The sequence below is a fragment of the Geomicrobium sp. JCM 19038 genome, from assembly GCF_000698125.1.
Lineage (GTDB): Bacteria > Bacillota > Bacilli > Bacillales > Marinococcaceae > Geomicrobium_A.
This window is the reverse complement of sequence record NZ_BAXA01000002.1, coordinates 344,992-360,223: the sequence shown is the minus strand read 5'-3', so window position 1 is coordinate 360,223 and position 15,232 is coordinate 344,992. Positions and strand designations below refer to the sequence as shown.

Here is a 15,232-nt window from a genome sequence, read left to right as displayed (position 1 = left end):
CCATCATACCTCCCTTCCTTTAGAAAAATGGGCATACCATATGCCCGTGACCTTAGTGTTCCTAAATCAATCCATTTTAAAACCCCGTCCAAGAACTTCTGTCGCATTGCTTACTACAACGAAAGCCTGATGATCGATTTTTTGTACGGTTCGCTTTAAAAGCGCGACTTCATTACGGTTTACAACGACCATCAAAACCGGTCGTTCATCATCTGTGAAGCCACCGCTTGCTTGCAACTTCGTAACCCCACGATCAACATCGTGAAGAATTGCCTCTTTTACTTTGCCCTCTTCACTCGTAATGATGAATGCCATTTTGTCATACCCAAGCCCTGTTTGGACGACATCAATCGTTTTTCCTGTAATAAAAAGCCCAATGAGTGCAAATAACGCCAGCTCAATACTAAACGCAAAAGCAGAAAGTGTGACAATGAGACCATCCATAAAAAACACACAAGCGCCAAGTGAAATGCCTGTGTACTTGTTAATAACTTGCGCAGCCAAGTCCGTTCCACCGGTTGAAGCTCCTGACCTAAACACGAGTCCTAATCCGGCACCAACCCCAATTCCCCCGAATAACGAAGCGAGTAACGGATCACTCGTAAGTGGTGCCCAGTCTTCGGTTAACCAAACAACAAGAGGTAAAAACAACGTCCCAACAATCGTTTTGCCTCCGTATTTCCAGCCTCCGAGTAATAACATCCCTACTAAAAACAGAGGAATATTTAACGCCCACAACGTAATGTGCGGTGCAATTCCCATCGTATTGTAGACGATTGTCGCAAAACCGCTCACTCCGCCTGAAGCAATTTGATTAGGTAGTAAAAATAAATTATATGAGATCGCAACGAGCGCAGATCCAGTAAGTACGAGAAATAAATTCAGGAAAAATCTCGCGTTTCCTTCAAGTGGTTGCCTTCGTTTTGAGTCGATTTGAGTCATTGAATTCGTACCCCTTTCATTCAATATGCACAAAAATTAAGCTGCCCATTCGGGCAGCTTATTGAGGCCTTTATTTTTTTGTGGAGAGTGTCGAACGTAAATACTCATCAATGAATGGATCAATACCGCCGTCCATCACCGCACCCGTATTTCCAATCTCATGGTTCGTCCGATGATCTTTCACCATGTTATACGGATGGAATACATAAGAACGAATTTGGTTACCCCAACCAATATCGCCTTGGTCTCCACGCAATTCATTAATTTCTTGTTGCTGCTTTTCGATCTCTAATTGATACAAACGGGCTTTTAGCATTTTCATCGCTTGTTCCCTATTTTTAATTTGTGAGCGTTCATTTTGACATTGAACGACTGTGTTTGTCGGGAGGTGTGTAATTCGAACTGCAGAGTCAGTCGTATTGACATGCTGTCCACCTGCACCACTCGCACGATACGTATCAACTTTTAAGTCTTCTGTATTAATCTCAATATTCACGTCATCGTCCATTTCAGGCATCACGTCACACGATACGAAAGACGTGTGGCGTCGTCCTGAAGAGTCAAACGGTGAGATCCGCACAAGACGGTGTACACCTTTTTCTGCTTTTAAATATCCGTACGCATTATGACCTTTAATGAGAAGCGTTACGCTTTTAACACCTGCTTCGTCACCAGCAAGGTAATCTAGCGTCTCTACAGAAAAACTTCGCTTCTCCGCCATCGTTTGTACATTCGAAGAAGCATCTCTGCCCAATCTTGGGATTCCGTACCACCAGCACCTGGATGCAATTCTAGAATTGCATTGCTTTTGTCGTACGGCTCACTCAATAACATTTGTAACTCAAAATCGTTAATTTGTTGTCCAAGTGATTTCAAACCCGTTAATAGCTCTTTTTCCAAATCAGCATCTGGCTCTTCTTGAATCAGCTCGAAACTCACTTCCAAGTTCTCGAGCTCTTCTTCTAAGTTCCGGAAGGTAACCGTGATGTCTTTTAGTCCGTTTGATTCATCAATAACCTTTTTAGATTCATTTTGGTTATCCCAAAAGCCAGGCTCCGTCATCTTGAGTTCAAGTTCTTTAATACGATCTTCTTTGACATCTAAGTCAAAGAGACCCCCTAAAGTCCGCAAGACGTTTTGTCATTGCTGAGATATCATTACGAATTTCTGAGCTATCCATGTTTATCATCCTTTATTATGCACCGTGGCAATGTTTGTATTTCTTACCGCTACCACATGGGCAAGGCTCATTACGACCTGCTTCAGGTGTCTTTTTGATCGGTTGTTTTTTCTTTTGTTCCTGCTTTTGTTCACCGTGGGTCGCTTGTTGTTGTTCAGCGACTTGTTCACGCTGCATGTTGTTTCGAATTCTTGCTTTCATGACATAACGAGTCACTTCTTCCTCGATATCAGAAACCATGATTTCGAACATGTTGTACCCTTCTTGACGGTATTCGCGAAGAGGGTCGTTTTGCGCATACGCACGTAAGTGAATTCCCTGACGTAGCTGCTCCATTTGATCAATGTGATTCATCCATTTGCGATCAACCGCACGAAGCATAATGACCTTTTCGAACTCGCGCATCTTTTCTTCGCCAATTTCAGCTTCTTTGGCTTTGTAGTTGGCTTTGACCTTACCTTCAAGAAGTTCAACGATCTCTTCTGGTTCCTTACCATACAAGTCGTTTACCGTAACATCGCCACGGTAAAGTACAGAGTTGTTCAGCTCTGCAATCAGACCATCAATATCCCAGTCTTCCGGTACTTCACTTTCAGGCGTAAACTGTGCAACCGTTCGTTCGAGTACACTTTGCATCATGCCACTTACAACTTCTTCAAGGTTGTCTGACTCAAGCACGTCCATTCGTTGCTTATAAATGATGTCGCGCTGCTCACGCATTACATCGTCGTATTGAAGAATTTGTTTACGAGCATCGAAGTTGTGCCCCTCAACTCGTTTTTGAGAATACTCAACAATTCGTGTAACAACTTTACTTTCAAGAGGCTCATCGTCTTCCATACCCATCTTTTCTAACGTACTTTGCATTTGTTCGTTTGCAAAACGTCTCATGAGCGTATCTTCCATTGAAAGATAGAACTGTGACATTCCTGGGTCACCTTGACGGCCTGAACGTCCACGAAGCTGGTTATCAATACGACGACTTTCGTTACGCTCCGTACCGAGTACGAACAAACCACCTAGCTCCGGTACACCTTCTCCAAGTTTAATATCTGTACCACGACCGGCCATGTTCGTCGCAATCGTAACTGCGCCTTTTTCTCCGGCCTTTGTAATGATTTTTGCTTCATTCGCGTGGTTCTTAGCGTTTAAGACGTTGTGTTCAATCTTTCGTTTTTTAAGCATCTTTGAAACGAGCTCAGATGTATCCACATTCGCTGTACCAACTAGAATGGGTTGTCCTGTTTTGTGGATCTCCTCGACACGTTCAGCAACTGCTTTGAATTTGAATTCCATTTTACGATAGATCAAATCAGATTGATCTTGTCGTTGAATCGGAACGTTCGTCGGAACAGAAATAACGTTCATGTTGTAAATGTTTTGGAATTCTTCTTCTTCCGTCTTAGCTGTACCGGTCATTCCCGACAATTTCTGGTACATACGGAAGTAGTTTTGGAACGTGATGGACGCTAGTGTCATACTTTCTTTTTGGATGGCTAAGCTTTCTTTTGCTTCAATCGCTTGGTGAAGTCCGTCTCCATAACGGCGTCCTTTCATCAGACGTCCTGTAAAGGAGTCAACGATGACAACTTCGCCTTCTTCGACTACATAATCTTCATCACGGTTCATTGCACGATGCGCTTTTAACGATTGGTTAATATGATGGGTAAGTTGAACGTTTCCAGAATCAAATAGGTTATCTAAGCCAAAATAATTCTCCGCTTTATTAACGCCTTCTTCTGTTAAACGTACGTTTTTGGATTTCTCTTCATACGTAAAATCTTCTTCTTCCCGAAGCATCCGAACGAAGCCATCAGCTTTTACGTAAAGGTCTGTGCTCTGTTCAACAGAACCTGAAATGATGAGTGGCGTTCTTGCTTCGTCAACAAGAATTGAATCGACTTCATCGACCACTGCATAGTGAAGAGAACGCTGAACCATTTGATCTTTGTATAACACCATATTGTCACGAAGATAATCAAAGCCAAACTCATTGTTCGTTCCGTACACGACGTCACACTTGTATGCTTCACGCTTCTCATCTTTTGTTAGACCTTTTTCATTTAGACCGACAGTAAGCCCTAAGAAACGGTACAGTTCACCCATTTGCTCGCTATCTCGCCTAGCAAGATAGTCGTTCACCGTAACGACGTGGACTCCTTTTCCAGTAATCGCGTTCAAATAAACCGGCATCGTTGCTACAAGGGTTTTACCTTCACCCGTCTTCATTTCCGCTGTATCACCGCGATGCAAAACAACACCACCGACTACTTGTACATCAAATGGACGCATTCCAAGCACACGGTCTGCTCCTTCGCGTACGACGGCAAACGCTTCCGGCAGTAGATCATCGAGTGATTCTCCGCCTTCATAACGTGATTTGAAGTTCTCTGTTCTCTCGGCAAGTTGGTGGTCAGACAATGCTTTCATGTCATCGCCAAGATCATTTACACTGTCTACAATCTTTTGTAGTTTCTTTAATTTTTTATCGTCTGTATCTCCAATAACTTTCTTTATTAGACCAATCACTTGACCATCTTCCTCTCAAAGTTGGGTTGATGTTGATGGAGTATATGAGGGTTTTACCTATTTACCCAATTTGTATCAATTGTCTCCAATCCCTATTTTAACAATTTGTCTTCTTTGATACAATGAGGGGAATTTGTCGTATCGTAAAAAAAGGGATCGCCCATCATTTGGGGCGATCCCTTTCGCTCGTTTTAAGCTTCTGGTTCAATCAAACCGTAGCGACCATCTTTTCTTCGGTAAACAACATTTGTATCACCGTTATCTGCATTTGAAAATACGAAGAATGAGTGGCCTAACATGTCCATTTGTAGAACGGCTTCCTCAGCATCCATCGGCTTTAAATTAAAACGTTTCGTACGAACGAGGTTAAAGTAATCTTCTTCCTCTTCAGGAGAATAACCGTTCGACAGTTCCGTTACACCGATTTCGTTTTTAAAGATATCCTTTGTTCCACTTTGACGAAACTTGCGATTAACCTTTGTTTTGTACTTGCGAATTTGTCGTTCGAGCTTCTCAACGACGAGATCAATCGCCGCGTACATATCTGAATGCTTTTCTTCTGCTCGTAGAAGAAGCTGAGACATGGGAATCGTCACTTCAATACTGTGTTCATTTGTGCTTCTCACCTGCATTTTAACATGAACGTCAGCAACAGGTCGAGTCAAAGTACCTCTCCACCTTGCCAACTTTCTTTTCCACATAGTCTCGTAATGATGGTGTTACTTCCATGTTCTCACCACGGATGTTGTAATTCATCATCAAGAACTCCTCCTTTCAGGATGTCTACACTTTCTATATACCACTCTTAAATCCCTTCTAAAACGACAAATTCGTTACAATAAAATGACAACATTCTTCCTAAGGGTCTAACCGTCTATTTCGTCGCACATACAGTATCCAAAAATATATGGTACGATACAGTCAGAAGCTCCAATGAAAGGGGATCTGACTGTGCGAAAATTACTTCTATCCATCACTCTCGCCGTAACTGTCAGTGTCGTTACCGCTTGTCTTGATTCTGATGAAGAAGATACAGAACGAGACGTCCCCGAAGATGAACGTATAACTGACGAAGACCAACATGTTGAAGAAGATGAAAGTGAAGAAGCACTTTCATGGATCACTTCATCAATGGAAGCAATGCAACAATTGGACAGCTTTGAAGTATCCATGTCTGCTGAACAACGTAATCGAAGGAATATTAATACATCTTATGTTCACACCGAAACGACGCAATGGGTATCGAAGGACCCTTTTGCTTATCATGAAATTGCGACGATGACCGACCCGAATGATGAAGAACTCGAACGAACATTTGAAACTTATTTACATGAAACAGAAGGGTTCTACATTTATGAACCTAACTTTGAAACGTGGATGCACATGCCCGATGAAACGTTACAATCCATGAACTCTTTACAGAACTACCAAGATGAACAGCAGTTAAGCATTCTTCTTGATTACATTGTAGAGAGCTCCTTGTCGCTGGAAGAAAATGATGATGGGACGATTACGATTACAGCAATTGGTGACACGGAAACTGTCAATGAGCAAGGTGAACAGATTTCTGACGTTTTGCAAGGAGGGTTTGGCTTAATGATGGATGATTTGCAATCACTTCTTACCATTCAATCGTTAAATTATGAACTTACAATCGATCGCGAATCAAAGTACTTAGAATCGTTCTCTACTTCGATTGAACTGTTCATCTCACCTGAACAAGGTGCACAAATTCATGCAAATCAACAATTAGACCTGACGTACAATCGCCACAATGAGATTGATCCCATCACGATCCCTGACTTTGTTAAAGAAGAAGCAGAGCCTGTACAAATTGATACAGAAGCTTTCCAAAACATGCAACAAGAAGGAACCGAATAAGCTGCCTATTCCAGTAGGCAGCTTATTCTTGTATTTCACTTCTTCTCACGTAGTAACCGCTGTGATGTTAATAAAAAACGCTGAAATGCCGGCAACGTGACTGTAGCAATACGTTCTTGCTTTCCTTTAACAGAAAGCGAGTCAAACGGTTGCTTTACTTCTTCTAAGAGCTTTCGCCATTCTTCATAAGCCTGTTCATCTGAACGAAATATCGCATACATCGTGACATTTTCATCCCCGAACCGCTCGAACCCTTGAATAAGCTCTTCCCGCAAACGATCCGCAGGCTCCGTCTCACCTTGATGGTAAAACTGAGTAACAAGCTGCAAACCATCCGTCACGGTTTCTAGATATTCTGTTAACCGCTCTAAAAATTTGACTTGGCTCTCGACGCCGATCTCCATGTCATCACCTCACTGCAACCATAGCAAAAAGCCTCGAAAATTTAAATTCGAAGCTTAGTTTTTCTGATCAAAATAATAACTCGTCATCGGTTGTTGCGACGGTGTTGTTCCTTCGTATTGATCATTGATCTGCTTTTGAGCACGCACACGATGTAAGTCTCGACCAATGACGCTTCTTACTTCTTGTAATTTCATATCGATCTTATTGTTCATGTCCATAATCTCTTTCGCGACGATCATGGTTTTTTTGTTTCGTTCAACTTGGTGCAACGAAGACAGCCTTAATTCTCTTCGCTCTAAATAGCGATCGACTTTCTCGATGTATTGATCCCGATCATCATCATTTGTCGGTAACGGCAATGTAAGGTGATCATATAGCTTAATCGTTAACTCATGCAAAGCATTTAAGTTGCTCATACAGGCAATTGCCCACCTTGATGACGGTTTTGACGATCGACTTGAATGACTTGCTTCCACGTATCACGAAACTCTGTCACAATCGCTTCTGCGTTATCTAAGTTCTCTTTGCGGTTATGTACGTTAGCTTGAATAAGTTGGTCATGAACGTAATCATAAAGTTTGAGCATCTGTTCACTCGTCTCATCGTTCACTTGCAACGTGACCATCAATTCCCGAATAATATTTTGCGCTTTTGTGATGTTCTTATTCTTTTCTTCATAGTTCTCTGCTTCTAATCCTCGTTTTGCCAACCTCAAAAACTTCAAACAGCCGTTATACAACATCAACGTTAATTCTCCAGGAGAAGCCGTTTGAAATTGGTTTTGTTGATACGCTTGTTGAGACATTGCCTGAGTATACGTCATTCGTAAGCCCCCTTTAGAAATTACCGTTACCAAACATAAAGTTATACAGCATATCTCCTTGACTATTTGAACGGGCAATGGCTTGTTCCATCGCAGTGAACTGGCGCCAATATCGCTGTTCCTTTTGTGCTAATCGCCGCTCAAAGTTCTCAATTCTCGAATCCAATTGATTCAATTCACGACCAATAGCAAATTGATGGTTTTGGTGACGCCCGTTAGAACCACCGGCTTTTCGAGAAATGGCGTCAATCCCATTGTTGACATCTTGACGAAGTTGACGGGCAATTCCTTGGTTCTCACCTGACCCAGCGAAGAAATGATACGCCCCTTCTGGATCGTTCTCCACCGCTGCCTGAAGCTTCGCTTCATCAATGACGAGCTTTCCATTATCCAAGTAATCCGTTGAGGTTGTAATCCCGAGATCCCCTAAATGGCGAATATTGGATTGATCTTGATCCACAGATTGATAAAGCGTCATCCGCATATTCGTTAAGAAGCTTTGCAGTTCACGATCCCGACTCATTAGTCCACTTTGAGCCTTCTCTTCCCAAAGTTCAATCTCATGATCAGACATCTCACTTCGTTGTTCACTCGTAAGAGGAGGATAATCTCGATTTTGCCGTTCATTGACTAACCCGTTCATTTCTTCAATGAGCGCATTGTACTCCTCAACGAACTCTGTAATGTTCTTTACGATATTTTCTGTATCAACAGAGGAAGAAACACTGATCGGCTCATCAAATTGACCTCTTAGTGTCATCGTTAAGTTGCCGATTGTGAATGTATTCGATTGTCTCTCAGTCTCTAATCCATTAATCTCAAACTTGGCGTTTTGCGCACCGTGTTGGCCTGATTCAAGATTTAGGACACTATTGAAAAAGTTAAATGACTGTTCACCATTTGATACGTCTTCACCTTCATTATTTGAAGGCAGATTCAACGTATTGAAAATAATCTCATCAGAACCCTCTTGTTGATTAAACACACCTGTCTCCGTTCGACTCACGGAGACACGATTCGAAAATTCATCATAAAACATCGTAACCCCAATCGGGCTATTGTTAAAATTGTTCATCACACTGCGTAAAGAATCGGATTCGGTAATGAACATCGTATGTGTCTGTTGTTCGCCATTCGCGTCAAACGTGCTCATACTTGCTTTCGTATAATTCCCTTCTCCACTCGGGTCAACATACTCCACTTCGACGCGTGCATTCTCTGAGACTTCATCAAGGGCAAACGTTAGCTCTCCGTTTTCGATGAAGACTTTTCCTTCATCTAGGTTATCCATATCGCTTACTACTTCATATTCTCGTCCATTCACTCGAACGACTGGGCTCTCACCAATGCTTTCACCCTCAAGCCCGAGCCTATAAACGCCATCTTCACCACGTTCTAAAAGGTCTCTTTTTACTTGACCTTTAGCCCAACTCATTGAATCTAAATTTAGATCTTTGAAAGATGTGTTAGGATCAATGCCTTCTTCACCGTTAATTTTCGACTTACTATGTGTCGAAGCTGCCTTTGCCAATTGATTTACTCGATCGATCGTATAGTGCGAGTTTCCTGTTCCTGACGTTGATGTTACTGAAACGAGTGATTCATTCGTTGAACTACCTGTTCTCGCTAAAAAACGACTAGGTGTTAACAAGCGATCAAAGATCGACTGTTCAAACGCTCGAACCTTTGTGTTTAATTCTCTATAGCATCGACTTGCCAATTCTTAAATGTCTGTTGTTGGGTAAATTTATCCATCGGAGCTCGTTCTGCTCTCATTAAGTCTGATACCATTTGGTTAATATCCATTCCTGACGCAAAACCGGAAATTCTCATTACAGCCACCCCGCTTCTTGACTTATTCTTTATATCGACTCATTTGATAACTTGTTAACGTTCAATCACAATTCCTTTTCAGCTCTTCATAAAAAAGACAATTGCTACATGCAACTGTCAACGTTCAACATCAATAATCATGCCTGCTTGCTTTAAAATTGCTGCGTTCAAATCAAGAAGCTTCTCTGGAGGGACTTCTCGTATCACTTCTTCAGACTGACGATCGATGACTTGTACATAAATCCTTGATAAATCTTCATGAATCTTAAAACGCAAATTCGTATGACGTGACTCAAATTGACGATTCGCCTCTTCGACATGTATACGAACTGTTTCCTTATTAATTGGACGACCCTTCTCTTCTAGCACTCTCGTTTTCTCTTTACTTGGTAACTGTTCCTGTACTCCATTTATACGTCCTCTGAATTCCATGCCCGTAATGTCATTCATTCGCACAGCAGATACCTACTTTCCACATGTTTGTTTACTATATCGGCGGATCGCCCGCACTCTATAGTCCCAAACGCAGAAATCCTTCTTTAGCCATATAAAACTGCTACAATCAGGGTTCCATAATAAAAAAGAACAACACCCGAATAGGATATTGTTCTTATGCACGAACATCAACCTGTGCTCCTTTAAACGGTTCAGTAACTTTTACCGCTTCCACCCTAGTATCAACTTGCATACGATCTAATTGTTGATGTTGCTCAACAGCAACATCTTGAGATTTCTTAAGTAGTGCAACATTCACATTAAGTTGAGTCGCCTGTTGAGATTGCAACATTGATAAACCAGCAATATCCATCTCAGTTCCTCCATCTACTTAGACATTTGGCTCAAGTGATAATGCAGACATGCAATGCTCATTCAAACGCCGACTAGCCGGAAGGATTGTCAATGAGAGCATTTCAGATGCACGCACGGTATTCCCTAGTTCCACGAGATACATCACTTCCTCAATCCCACGACGATTTCGTGTCAGCCTTGCCTTTATGTTTCCAATTTCTCGATTGTCACCTGTTCTAGGAATCAAACCTTCGAGCTCAGAATAAAACAGAAGCACTTCTTTTAAATGCCGAAGAACTTCATCACACTTTGCTTTTGAATCCATCAAAGCTTCAGCATGTTCTAAAGCATAAACGACTCGGTCACCAAGAATGCCAAACCGGTTGTACAATTCCCGTTCATGCACATTCACCAACTCCACAATGATAGTTGAGAAGCAACATTCATAGAGTTGCTTCCCTTACCTATATCGGTTTGTTTGGTCAAAATGTTTAATTGACTTATCCAGAACGTAACCAACCTAATTGAATGACCCGCTTAATTGCATGTGTCCGATCATTCGCGTTAATCTTTTTCGTCAACTGACTGACGTGATTGTTCACGGTCGAAACAGATAAAAAATCATCTTCAGCAATCTTTCGATTGCTTTTCCCTTTTAAAATTGAATCTAGCACTCGACATTCAGACGCCGTTAAGCGGATCGATGCTTTCGCATGATCAAGCATTAAAGCATCCGGGTCCATATTCCTTTTTACAATTTCAAAAGGAGGCTCGTTAATGACTGACGAACGATTTAGTCGCAGTACTTCAATAAGTTCCGTTTGTAATAGAGGATCTACATAAGACGAGTAATCAATCGCTGTAGCAAAGTGTTGTGCAATCGACCTTGAGCTTTGATTAATACAAATTAACGTCGTAATATCCGATTCTACCGTTTTCTTAAGAAGATCTGGTGTATCTGCTGGAATCGCAGCACAGATACGAAAACGATTCATCAATCCATACAGTCGTCCGCTCTCTAATAAATAAAAACTCTCTTCTTTTGATAATAGTGATACATCATTTACTACATCGTCTACCGTGTCTGGGATCTGTTCTAAGTACTTTGTCTTAAAGCCACTAGCCTTTAAAGCAGTAAGTAGGAATTCATCGTTCCTTTTTCCACCTAATTGTAGCCAAAGAAAGGGAAGCGTCTTTCCAGTCTTATTGCCAAAGTGCAGTTGGGCAGAGGTGTGCATCAACAATCCCTCCTTTATCATCAATCCAACATCAACCGAGCAAGAACAACAGTTAATGAAAGGACTTTAGAACTAAAAACTGTATCAAATCTAATATTTCACACAGGTGAAAAACATAATTATGTTGAAAGATTAACAATGATCCAATCATCAAACAAGGTGCGATAATCATGACAAAATAAGGGATCCTACTAAAAGACAGCAAAGGACTAGGTATTTTATATTGCTTTGCCGTACACTTTTCTGAACTTTTTCCAATTCCTCAATTACAGGTAAATAGAAATATAATCTTATAGACTTATATTTCTATATCTAGTCTAAATATCTATTATTTATGCTATTCATTCCGATTCGTTATCTGGGAAAATAGTTCCTGTGAAATTGATGCCGCAGCTTGATTTTCTTTTGCAATATCAACAACAATTTCTTTTCGATGTATGCTCACATGCTTTGGTGCTGCAATACCGAGTTTCACTTGATCCTTCTCGATGCTAATCACTTTTAATTCGATGTCATCCCCAATCATGATTGCGTCATCGACTTTACGTGTCAGTACGAGCATACGCTTCCTCCCTCTGAAGCAATAGCGCTCTACGACGCGCTACACTCTCTTCTACGATCACTTGCTTAGCCAACCTCTCTTTTACATTCATAACGATTGGAGCAGCCAAATTAATCGTTGAGGATTGAAATGGGTCTTGCACTGTAATAATCCCAAGTAACGTTGCCTCTTTCGCTTCATTCAAACGTAGCGATTCAATTTCATAAGGTGAAAGTTCTGCTTCGAAGTCTGGGAAAAATTGAAAGATTTCACAAACAACAAAGGCCAAATCCTTCGTTTTTGCAGATTGTAAAATTTGAAATGGTGTAAATTCATCACTAGCCATTGGCAGCAAAAAGAACGTATGCTCCGTCTCAAACGCTGGGAGCCATAAGGGAATGTAATACTCTTCGTTTCGTCCACAGTAACATCCCCGAAATATTTCGTTGAAATGTTCAACCAACCCTCACCTACTTTTTTTCTTTATTTTACCTGATTATTTTGCTAGTAACAAAAAAATAAAGCCTAAATCAAGGCTTTATTAACGTAAAAAGTCTATTAAACTCGGTTGCATAATTCTAGCACCCGCTGATAAAGACGCATTTAAGATACTTTCATGCGATACGAGTTGGATAATCGCTTCCGCGAAATCAACATCTTCATTGTCCGACATAATTCGGGTAGCGGTTATTAATTGTTGATCCATACGATTCTCAGTCATCATAATCCGATTTTGCCGCGCACCAATGTTTGCCTCCGCTGATAACACACGATCAAGCTGTTGATCAAGCACGTCTAAATGGGCACCAATCTCCGTACCCGAGTCCGCATTTTTCATTGAACGTTCTAGTAAAATGAGTTCACCAAAAGCTTCATAGCCAAAGATATCCGCACCATTCGCATTGATTGGCATGTTTACGCCTTTCATCATCTGCAATTCGACGTCATCTTCGTTAATGGAAATGGCACCACTTTCAAAGAAGACCGCTTTACTAACATCAATCTCACCAGGTGTTCGTCCTTCATCTTCAGGGTCTATGCCATGTTCTTGGTAACTACCATCCGTAAATTCGTATAACACACCTTCGTAAAATAACATCGTCCCATCAGGGGGAGCGTTAGGGTCTTCTACCGTAATGTCGAATTTCGATTTATCAATCGGTCGATTTTCTGTATCGGTCCCATTGAAAATGTATTTGTTATTGACCTTCGTATTACCTAAGTCTTTGATGTGATCAATCAGCTGTCCAATTTCTTCTGCAGCCGCTTTGCGCTGCTCGCTATCGTACGTATCATTTGCCGCTTGAGATGTGAGCTCTCGCATTCGTTGTAAGCTCGTGTTTACATCATAAAGCGCTTGATCACTCGTCTCCATCCACGTATGTGCAGATGATAGATTTCTTTGAAATTGTTCAATTTCACGAACTTGAGTACGATAATGCATCCCACTCGTCGCCGATAACGGATCTTCCGATGCACGACTAAACTTCTTCCCCGTGTTCAGTTGATTTTGGTACTTTGAAATGTTGTTGTAGTTTGACTGGATATGCCTTAACGTTTGATTTGCGATCATAGACTGAGTGACCCGCATATCGTCACCTCACTTTCTTTTACCTACCGACGATTCCCATACCATTAATAATTCGATCCAGCATTTCATCAATCATCGTAATTTGCCTCGCCGCCGCATTGTATGCATGCTGAAATGAAATCATATTCACCATTTCTTCATCGAGGCTTACCGCACTCATCGACAATCGGTTCTGTTCAATGGTTGATTGACGAACACCACTCGTATAATCCATACGCGCAGCATTGTTCGTCGCAACAGCCATTTCACCGATAATTGCACGGTATGATTCTTGCAGTTGTTCGATTTGATTAGACAATGCTAACGCGTTCGAGCCGTCACCTGAAACACCACTCCCGGAAGCTGCGATGTTATCCAAATCGTTAATATCTTCATGTAATGTCAGACGGTTTTCATTTTCAGGAAAAACAAAAAAGTCTCCACCAGGTTCACCTTCTAGATTGAATCCGCCATTATGAATTCCATTAAATCCATCTACAAATTCTTTCATCATCGTTTGAAGTTCATTTAACATCTCTGGATACACACCAGCAACATTATCACCATCGGCATACCCGTAACTCTCAACGAGCGCAGCTACTTTGCCGTGTTGTGAAGGGATATCCATCTCAATATTCCCTTCAAAACTAATGGACTCCACCACACCAGCAGACTCATGGACAGTCATCTTAGAAACACCATCTGCATCGAGTATCTTACTTTCTTCACCATTTGAATTCTTCAAATGAATCTCTAACGGACCTAACGCCGTCGGGTGACGGTTGTCTTTCGGTGGTTCTTCAGCGTATTTCACTTCAATTGGAATGAGCTCTGACAATTCATCGATTAATCGATCGCGTTCGTCATAAAGGTCATTCGGTAAATAGCCGTGTGGTTCTAAGCGATTGATATCTTTGTTAAGATTATGAATCTGCTCTAGTAACGTGTTTACTTGCTTTGTCGTACCGTCAAGCTCATGCTTTAGCTCTTGCTGGACGCTTGTTAACGAGTCAACGATATAATTGTATGTATCCGCAAGTGTCTCACCTTGTTGTCGTACGACTTCCCGTGCACTTTTATCACTTGGATTGTCCGCTAGAACTTCAATGGCACGCCAAAAATCATCCATCACAATTCCGAGGCCAGAATCTGACGGTTCATTCATAATGTCTTCCATTCGAATGTACGCTTCATGCATTTTCCCCCAATACCCTGCTCTTGAACTCTCGCCTCGGTATTGCAAATCTAAAAACTCATCACGTACCCGTTGCACTGATTCTACATCGACTCCAGTACCGATTTGCCCCGCAATCGAAGGCGCATTCATGCCAGGTGCTGGAAAAGCTTGTGATGCATTAAAGTTCACACGTTGACGTGTATAGCCAGGTGTATTCGCGTTTGCGATATTATGTCCAGTTGTCTGTAACGCTCGTTGCTGAGCCATTAACCCTTTATAAGCCGTTTGTAATCCGTGAAATGTTGACGTCATCACGTTCTCCTT

At 41.5% G+C, this 15,232-nt stretch carries 15 protein-coding genes and 3 pseudogenes; 1 reads left to right on the top strand and 17 read right to left on the bottom strand.

The genetic code is table 11. The features are described from left to right. Positions 1 to 66 precede the first annotated feature (66 nt). The 4 genes and pseudogenes from JCM19038_RS04550 to hpf form a co-directional block, all read right to left on the bottom strand. The gene (locus JCM19038_RS04550; RefSeq protein WP_081831610.1) at positions 67 to 942 is read right to left on the bottom strand and encodes a YitT family protein; all 876 of its coding nucleotides are present in this window, start codon (positions 940 to 942) and stop codon (positions 67 to 69) included. 70 nt (positions 943 to 1,012) lie between these two features. Then, positions 1,013 to 2,122 (bottom strand): annotated as a pseudogene (gene prfB / locus JCM19038_RS04545) (peptide chain release factor 2). 15 nt (positions 2,123 to 2,137) lie between these two features. Further along, entirely contained in the window at positions 2,138 to 4,651 is a 2,514-nt protein-coding gene (gene secA / locus JCM19038_RS04540; RefSeq protein ID WP_042414993.1) for a preprotein translocase subunit SecA, read from the bottom strand. Positions 4,652 to 4,842: 191 nt separating this feature from the next. Beyond that, positions 4,843 to 5,407 (bottom strand): annotated as a pseudogene (gene hpf, locus JCM19038_RS04535) (ribosome hibernation-promoting factor, HPF/YfiA family). A 195-nt stretch (positions 5,408 to 5,602) separates the two neighbouring features. Here hpf and JCM19038_RS04530 point away from each other — a divergent pair. Then, entirely contained in the window at positions 5,603 to 6,532 is a 930-nt protein-coding gene (locus JCM19038_RS04530; RefSeq protein WP_042414990.1) for a DUF6612 family protein, read from the top strand. Positions 6,533 to 6,567: 35 nt separating this feature from the next. On the opposite strand, the gene JCM19038_RS04525 is transcribed toward JCM19038_RS04530, so the two are convergent. The 13 genes and pseudogenes from JCM19038_RS04525 to flgK all read right to left on the bottom strand — a co-directional run bounded on the left by JCM19038_RS04525 (position 6,568) and on the right by flgK (position 15,220). Then, positions 6,568 to 6,936: a hypothetical protein gene (locus JCM19038_RS04525; RefSeq protein WP_042414987.1), complete on the bottom strand. Its 369-nt coding sequence runs from the start codon at positions 6,934 to 6,936 to the stop codon at positions 6,568 to 6,570. 54 nt (positions 6,937 to 6,990) lie between these two features. Next, on the bottom strand, positions 6,991 to 7,353 hold the full coding sequence (locus JCM19038_RS04520) for a hypothetical protein (RefSeq protein WP_042414985.1): 363 nt from the start codon (positions 7,351 to 7,353) through the stop codon (positions 6,991 to 6,993). Beyond that, a complete protein-coding gene (gene fliS / locus JCM19038_RS04515; protein WP_042414984.1) occupies positions 7,350 to 7,760 on the bottom strand; it encodes a flagellar export chaperone FliS in 411 nt (136 codons plus the stop codon). Before fliS ends, JCM19038_RS04520 begins: the two co-directional genes overlap by 4 nt. 13 nt (positions 7,761 to 7,773) lie before the next feature. Then, entirely contained in the window at positions 7,774 to 8,799 is a 1,026-nt protein-coding gene (gene fliD / locus JCM19038_RS25325) for a flagellar filament capping protein FliD (RefSeq protein ID WP_373902418.1), read from the bottom strand. A gap of 537 nt (positions 8,800 to 9,336) precedes the next feature. Beyond that, positions 9,337 to 9,515 (bottom strand): annotated as a pseudogene (locus JCM19038_RS25320) (flagellar cap protein FliD N-terminal domain-containing protein); the annotation flags it as partial. 195 nt (positions 9,516 to 9,710) lie between these two features. Then, positions 9,711 to 10,043: a flagellar protein FlaG gene (locus JCM19038_RS04505; RefSeq protein ID WP_042415179.1), complete on the bottom strand. Its 333-nt coding sequence runs from the start codon at positions 10,041 to 10,043 to the stop codon at positions 9,711 to 9,713. Between the two features lie 160 nt (positions 10,044 to 10,203). Continuing rightward, entirely contained in the window at positions 10,204 to 10,401 is a 198-nt protein-coding gene (locus JCM19038_RS04500) for a YjfB family protein (RefSeq protein WP_042414983.1), read from the bottom strand. Between the two features lie 18 nt (positions 10,402 to 10,419). Then, the gene (locus JCM19038_RS04495) at positions 10,420 to 10,788 is read right to left on the bottom strand and encodes a hypothetical protein (RefSeq protein WP_042358255.1); all 369 of its coding nucleotides are present in this window, start codon (positions 10,786 to 10,788) and stop codon (positions 10,420 to 10,422) included. A 94-nt stretch (positions 10,789 to 10,882) separates the two neighbouring features. Next, the gene (locus JCM19038_RS04490) at positions 10,883 to 11,620 is read right to left on the bottom strand and encodes a response regulator transcription factor (RefSeq protein WP_042414981.1); all 738 of its coding nucleotides are present in this window, start codon (positions 11,618 to 11,620) and stop codon (positions 10,883 to 10,885) included. Positions 11,621 to 11,957: 337 nt separating this feature from the next. Beyond that, a complete protein-coding gene (csrA, locus tag JCM19038_RS04485; RefSeq protein WP_042358253.1) occupies positions 11,958 to 12,182 on the bottom strand; it encodes a carbon storage regulator CsrA in 225 nt (74 codons plus the stop codon). Then, a complete protein-coding gene (fliW, locus tag JCM19038_RS04480) occupies positions 12,163 to 12,624 on the bottom strand; it encodes a flagellar assembly protein FliW (RefSeq protein ID WP_052361069.1) in 462 nt (153 codons plus the stop codon). Before fliW ends, csrA begins: the two co-directional genes overlap by 20 nt. 78 nt (positions 12,625 to 12,702) lie before the next feature. Then, positions 12,703 to 13,752 carry a flagellar hook-associated protein FlgL gene (gene flgL / locus JCM19038_RS04475; protein WP_081831606.1) on the bottom strand — a complete coding sequence of 350 codons (1,050 nt, stop codon included), beginning with the start codon at positions 13,750 to 13,752 and terminating at the stop codon, positions 12,703 to 12,705. A 19-nt stretch (positions 13,753 to 13,771) separates the two neighbouring features. After that, positions 13,772 to 15,220 carry a flagellar hook-associated protein FlgK gene (gene flgK / locus JCM19038_RS04470; protein WP_042414976.1) on the bottom strand — a complete coding sequence of 483 codons (1,449 nt, stop codon included), beginning with the start codon at positions 15,218 to 15,220 and terminating at the stop codon, positions 13,772 to 13,774. Positions 15,221 to 15,232: the final 12 nt, after the last annotated feature.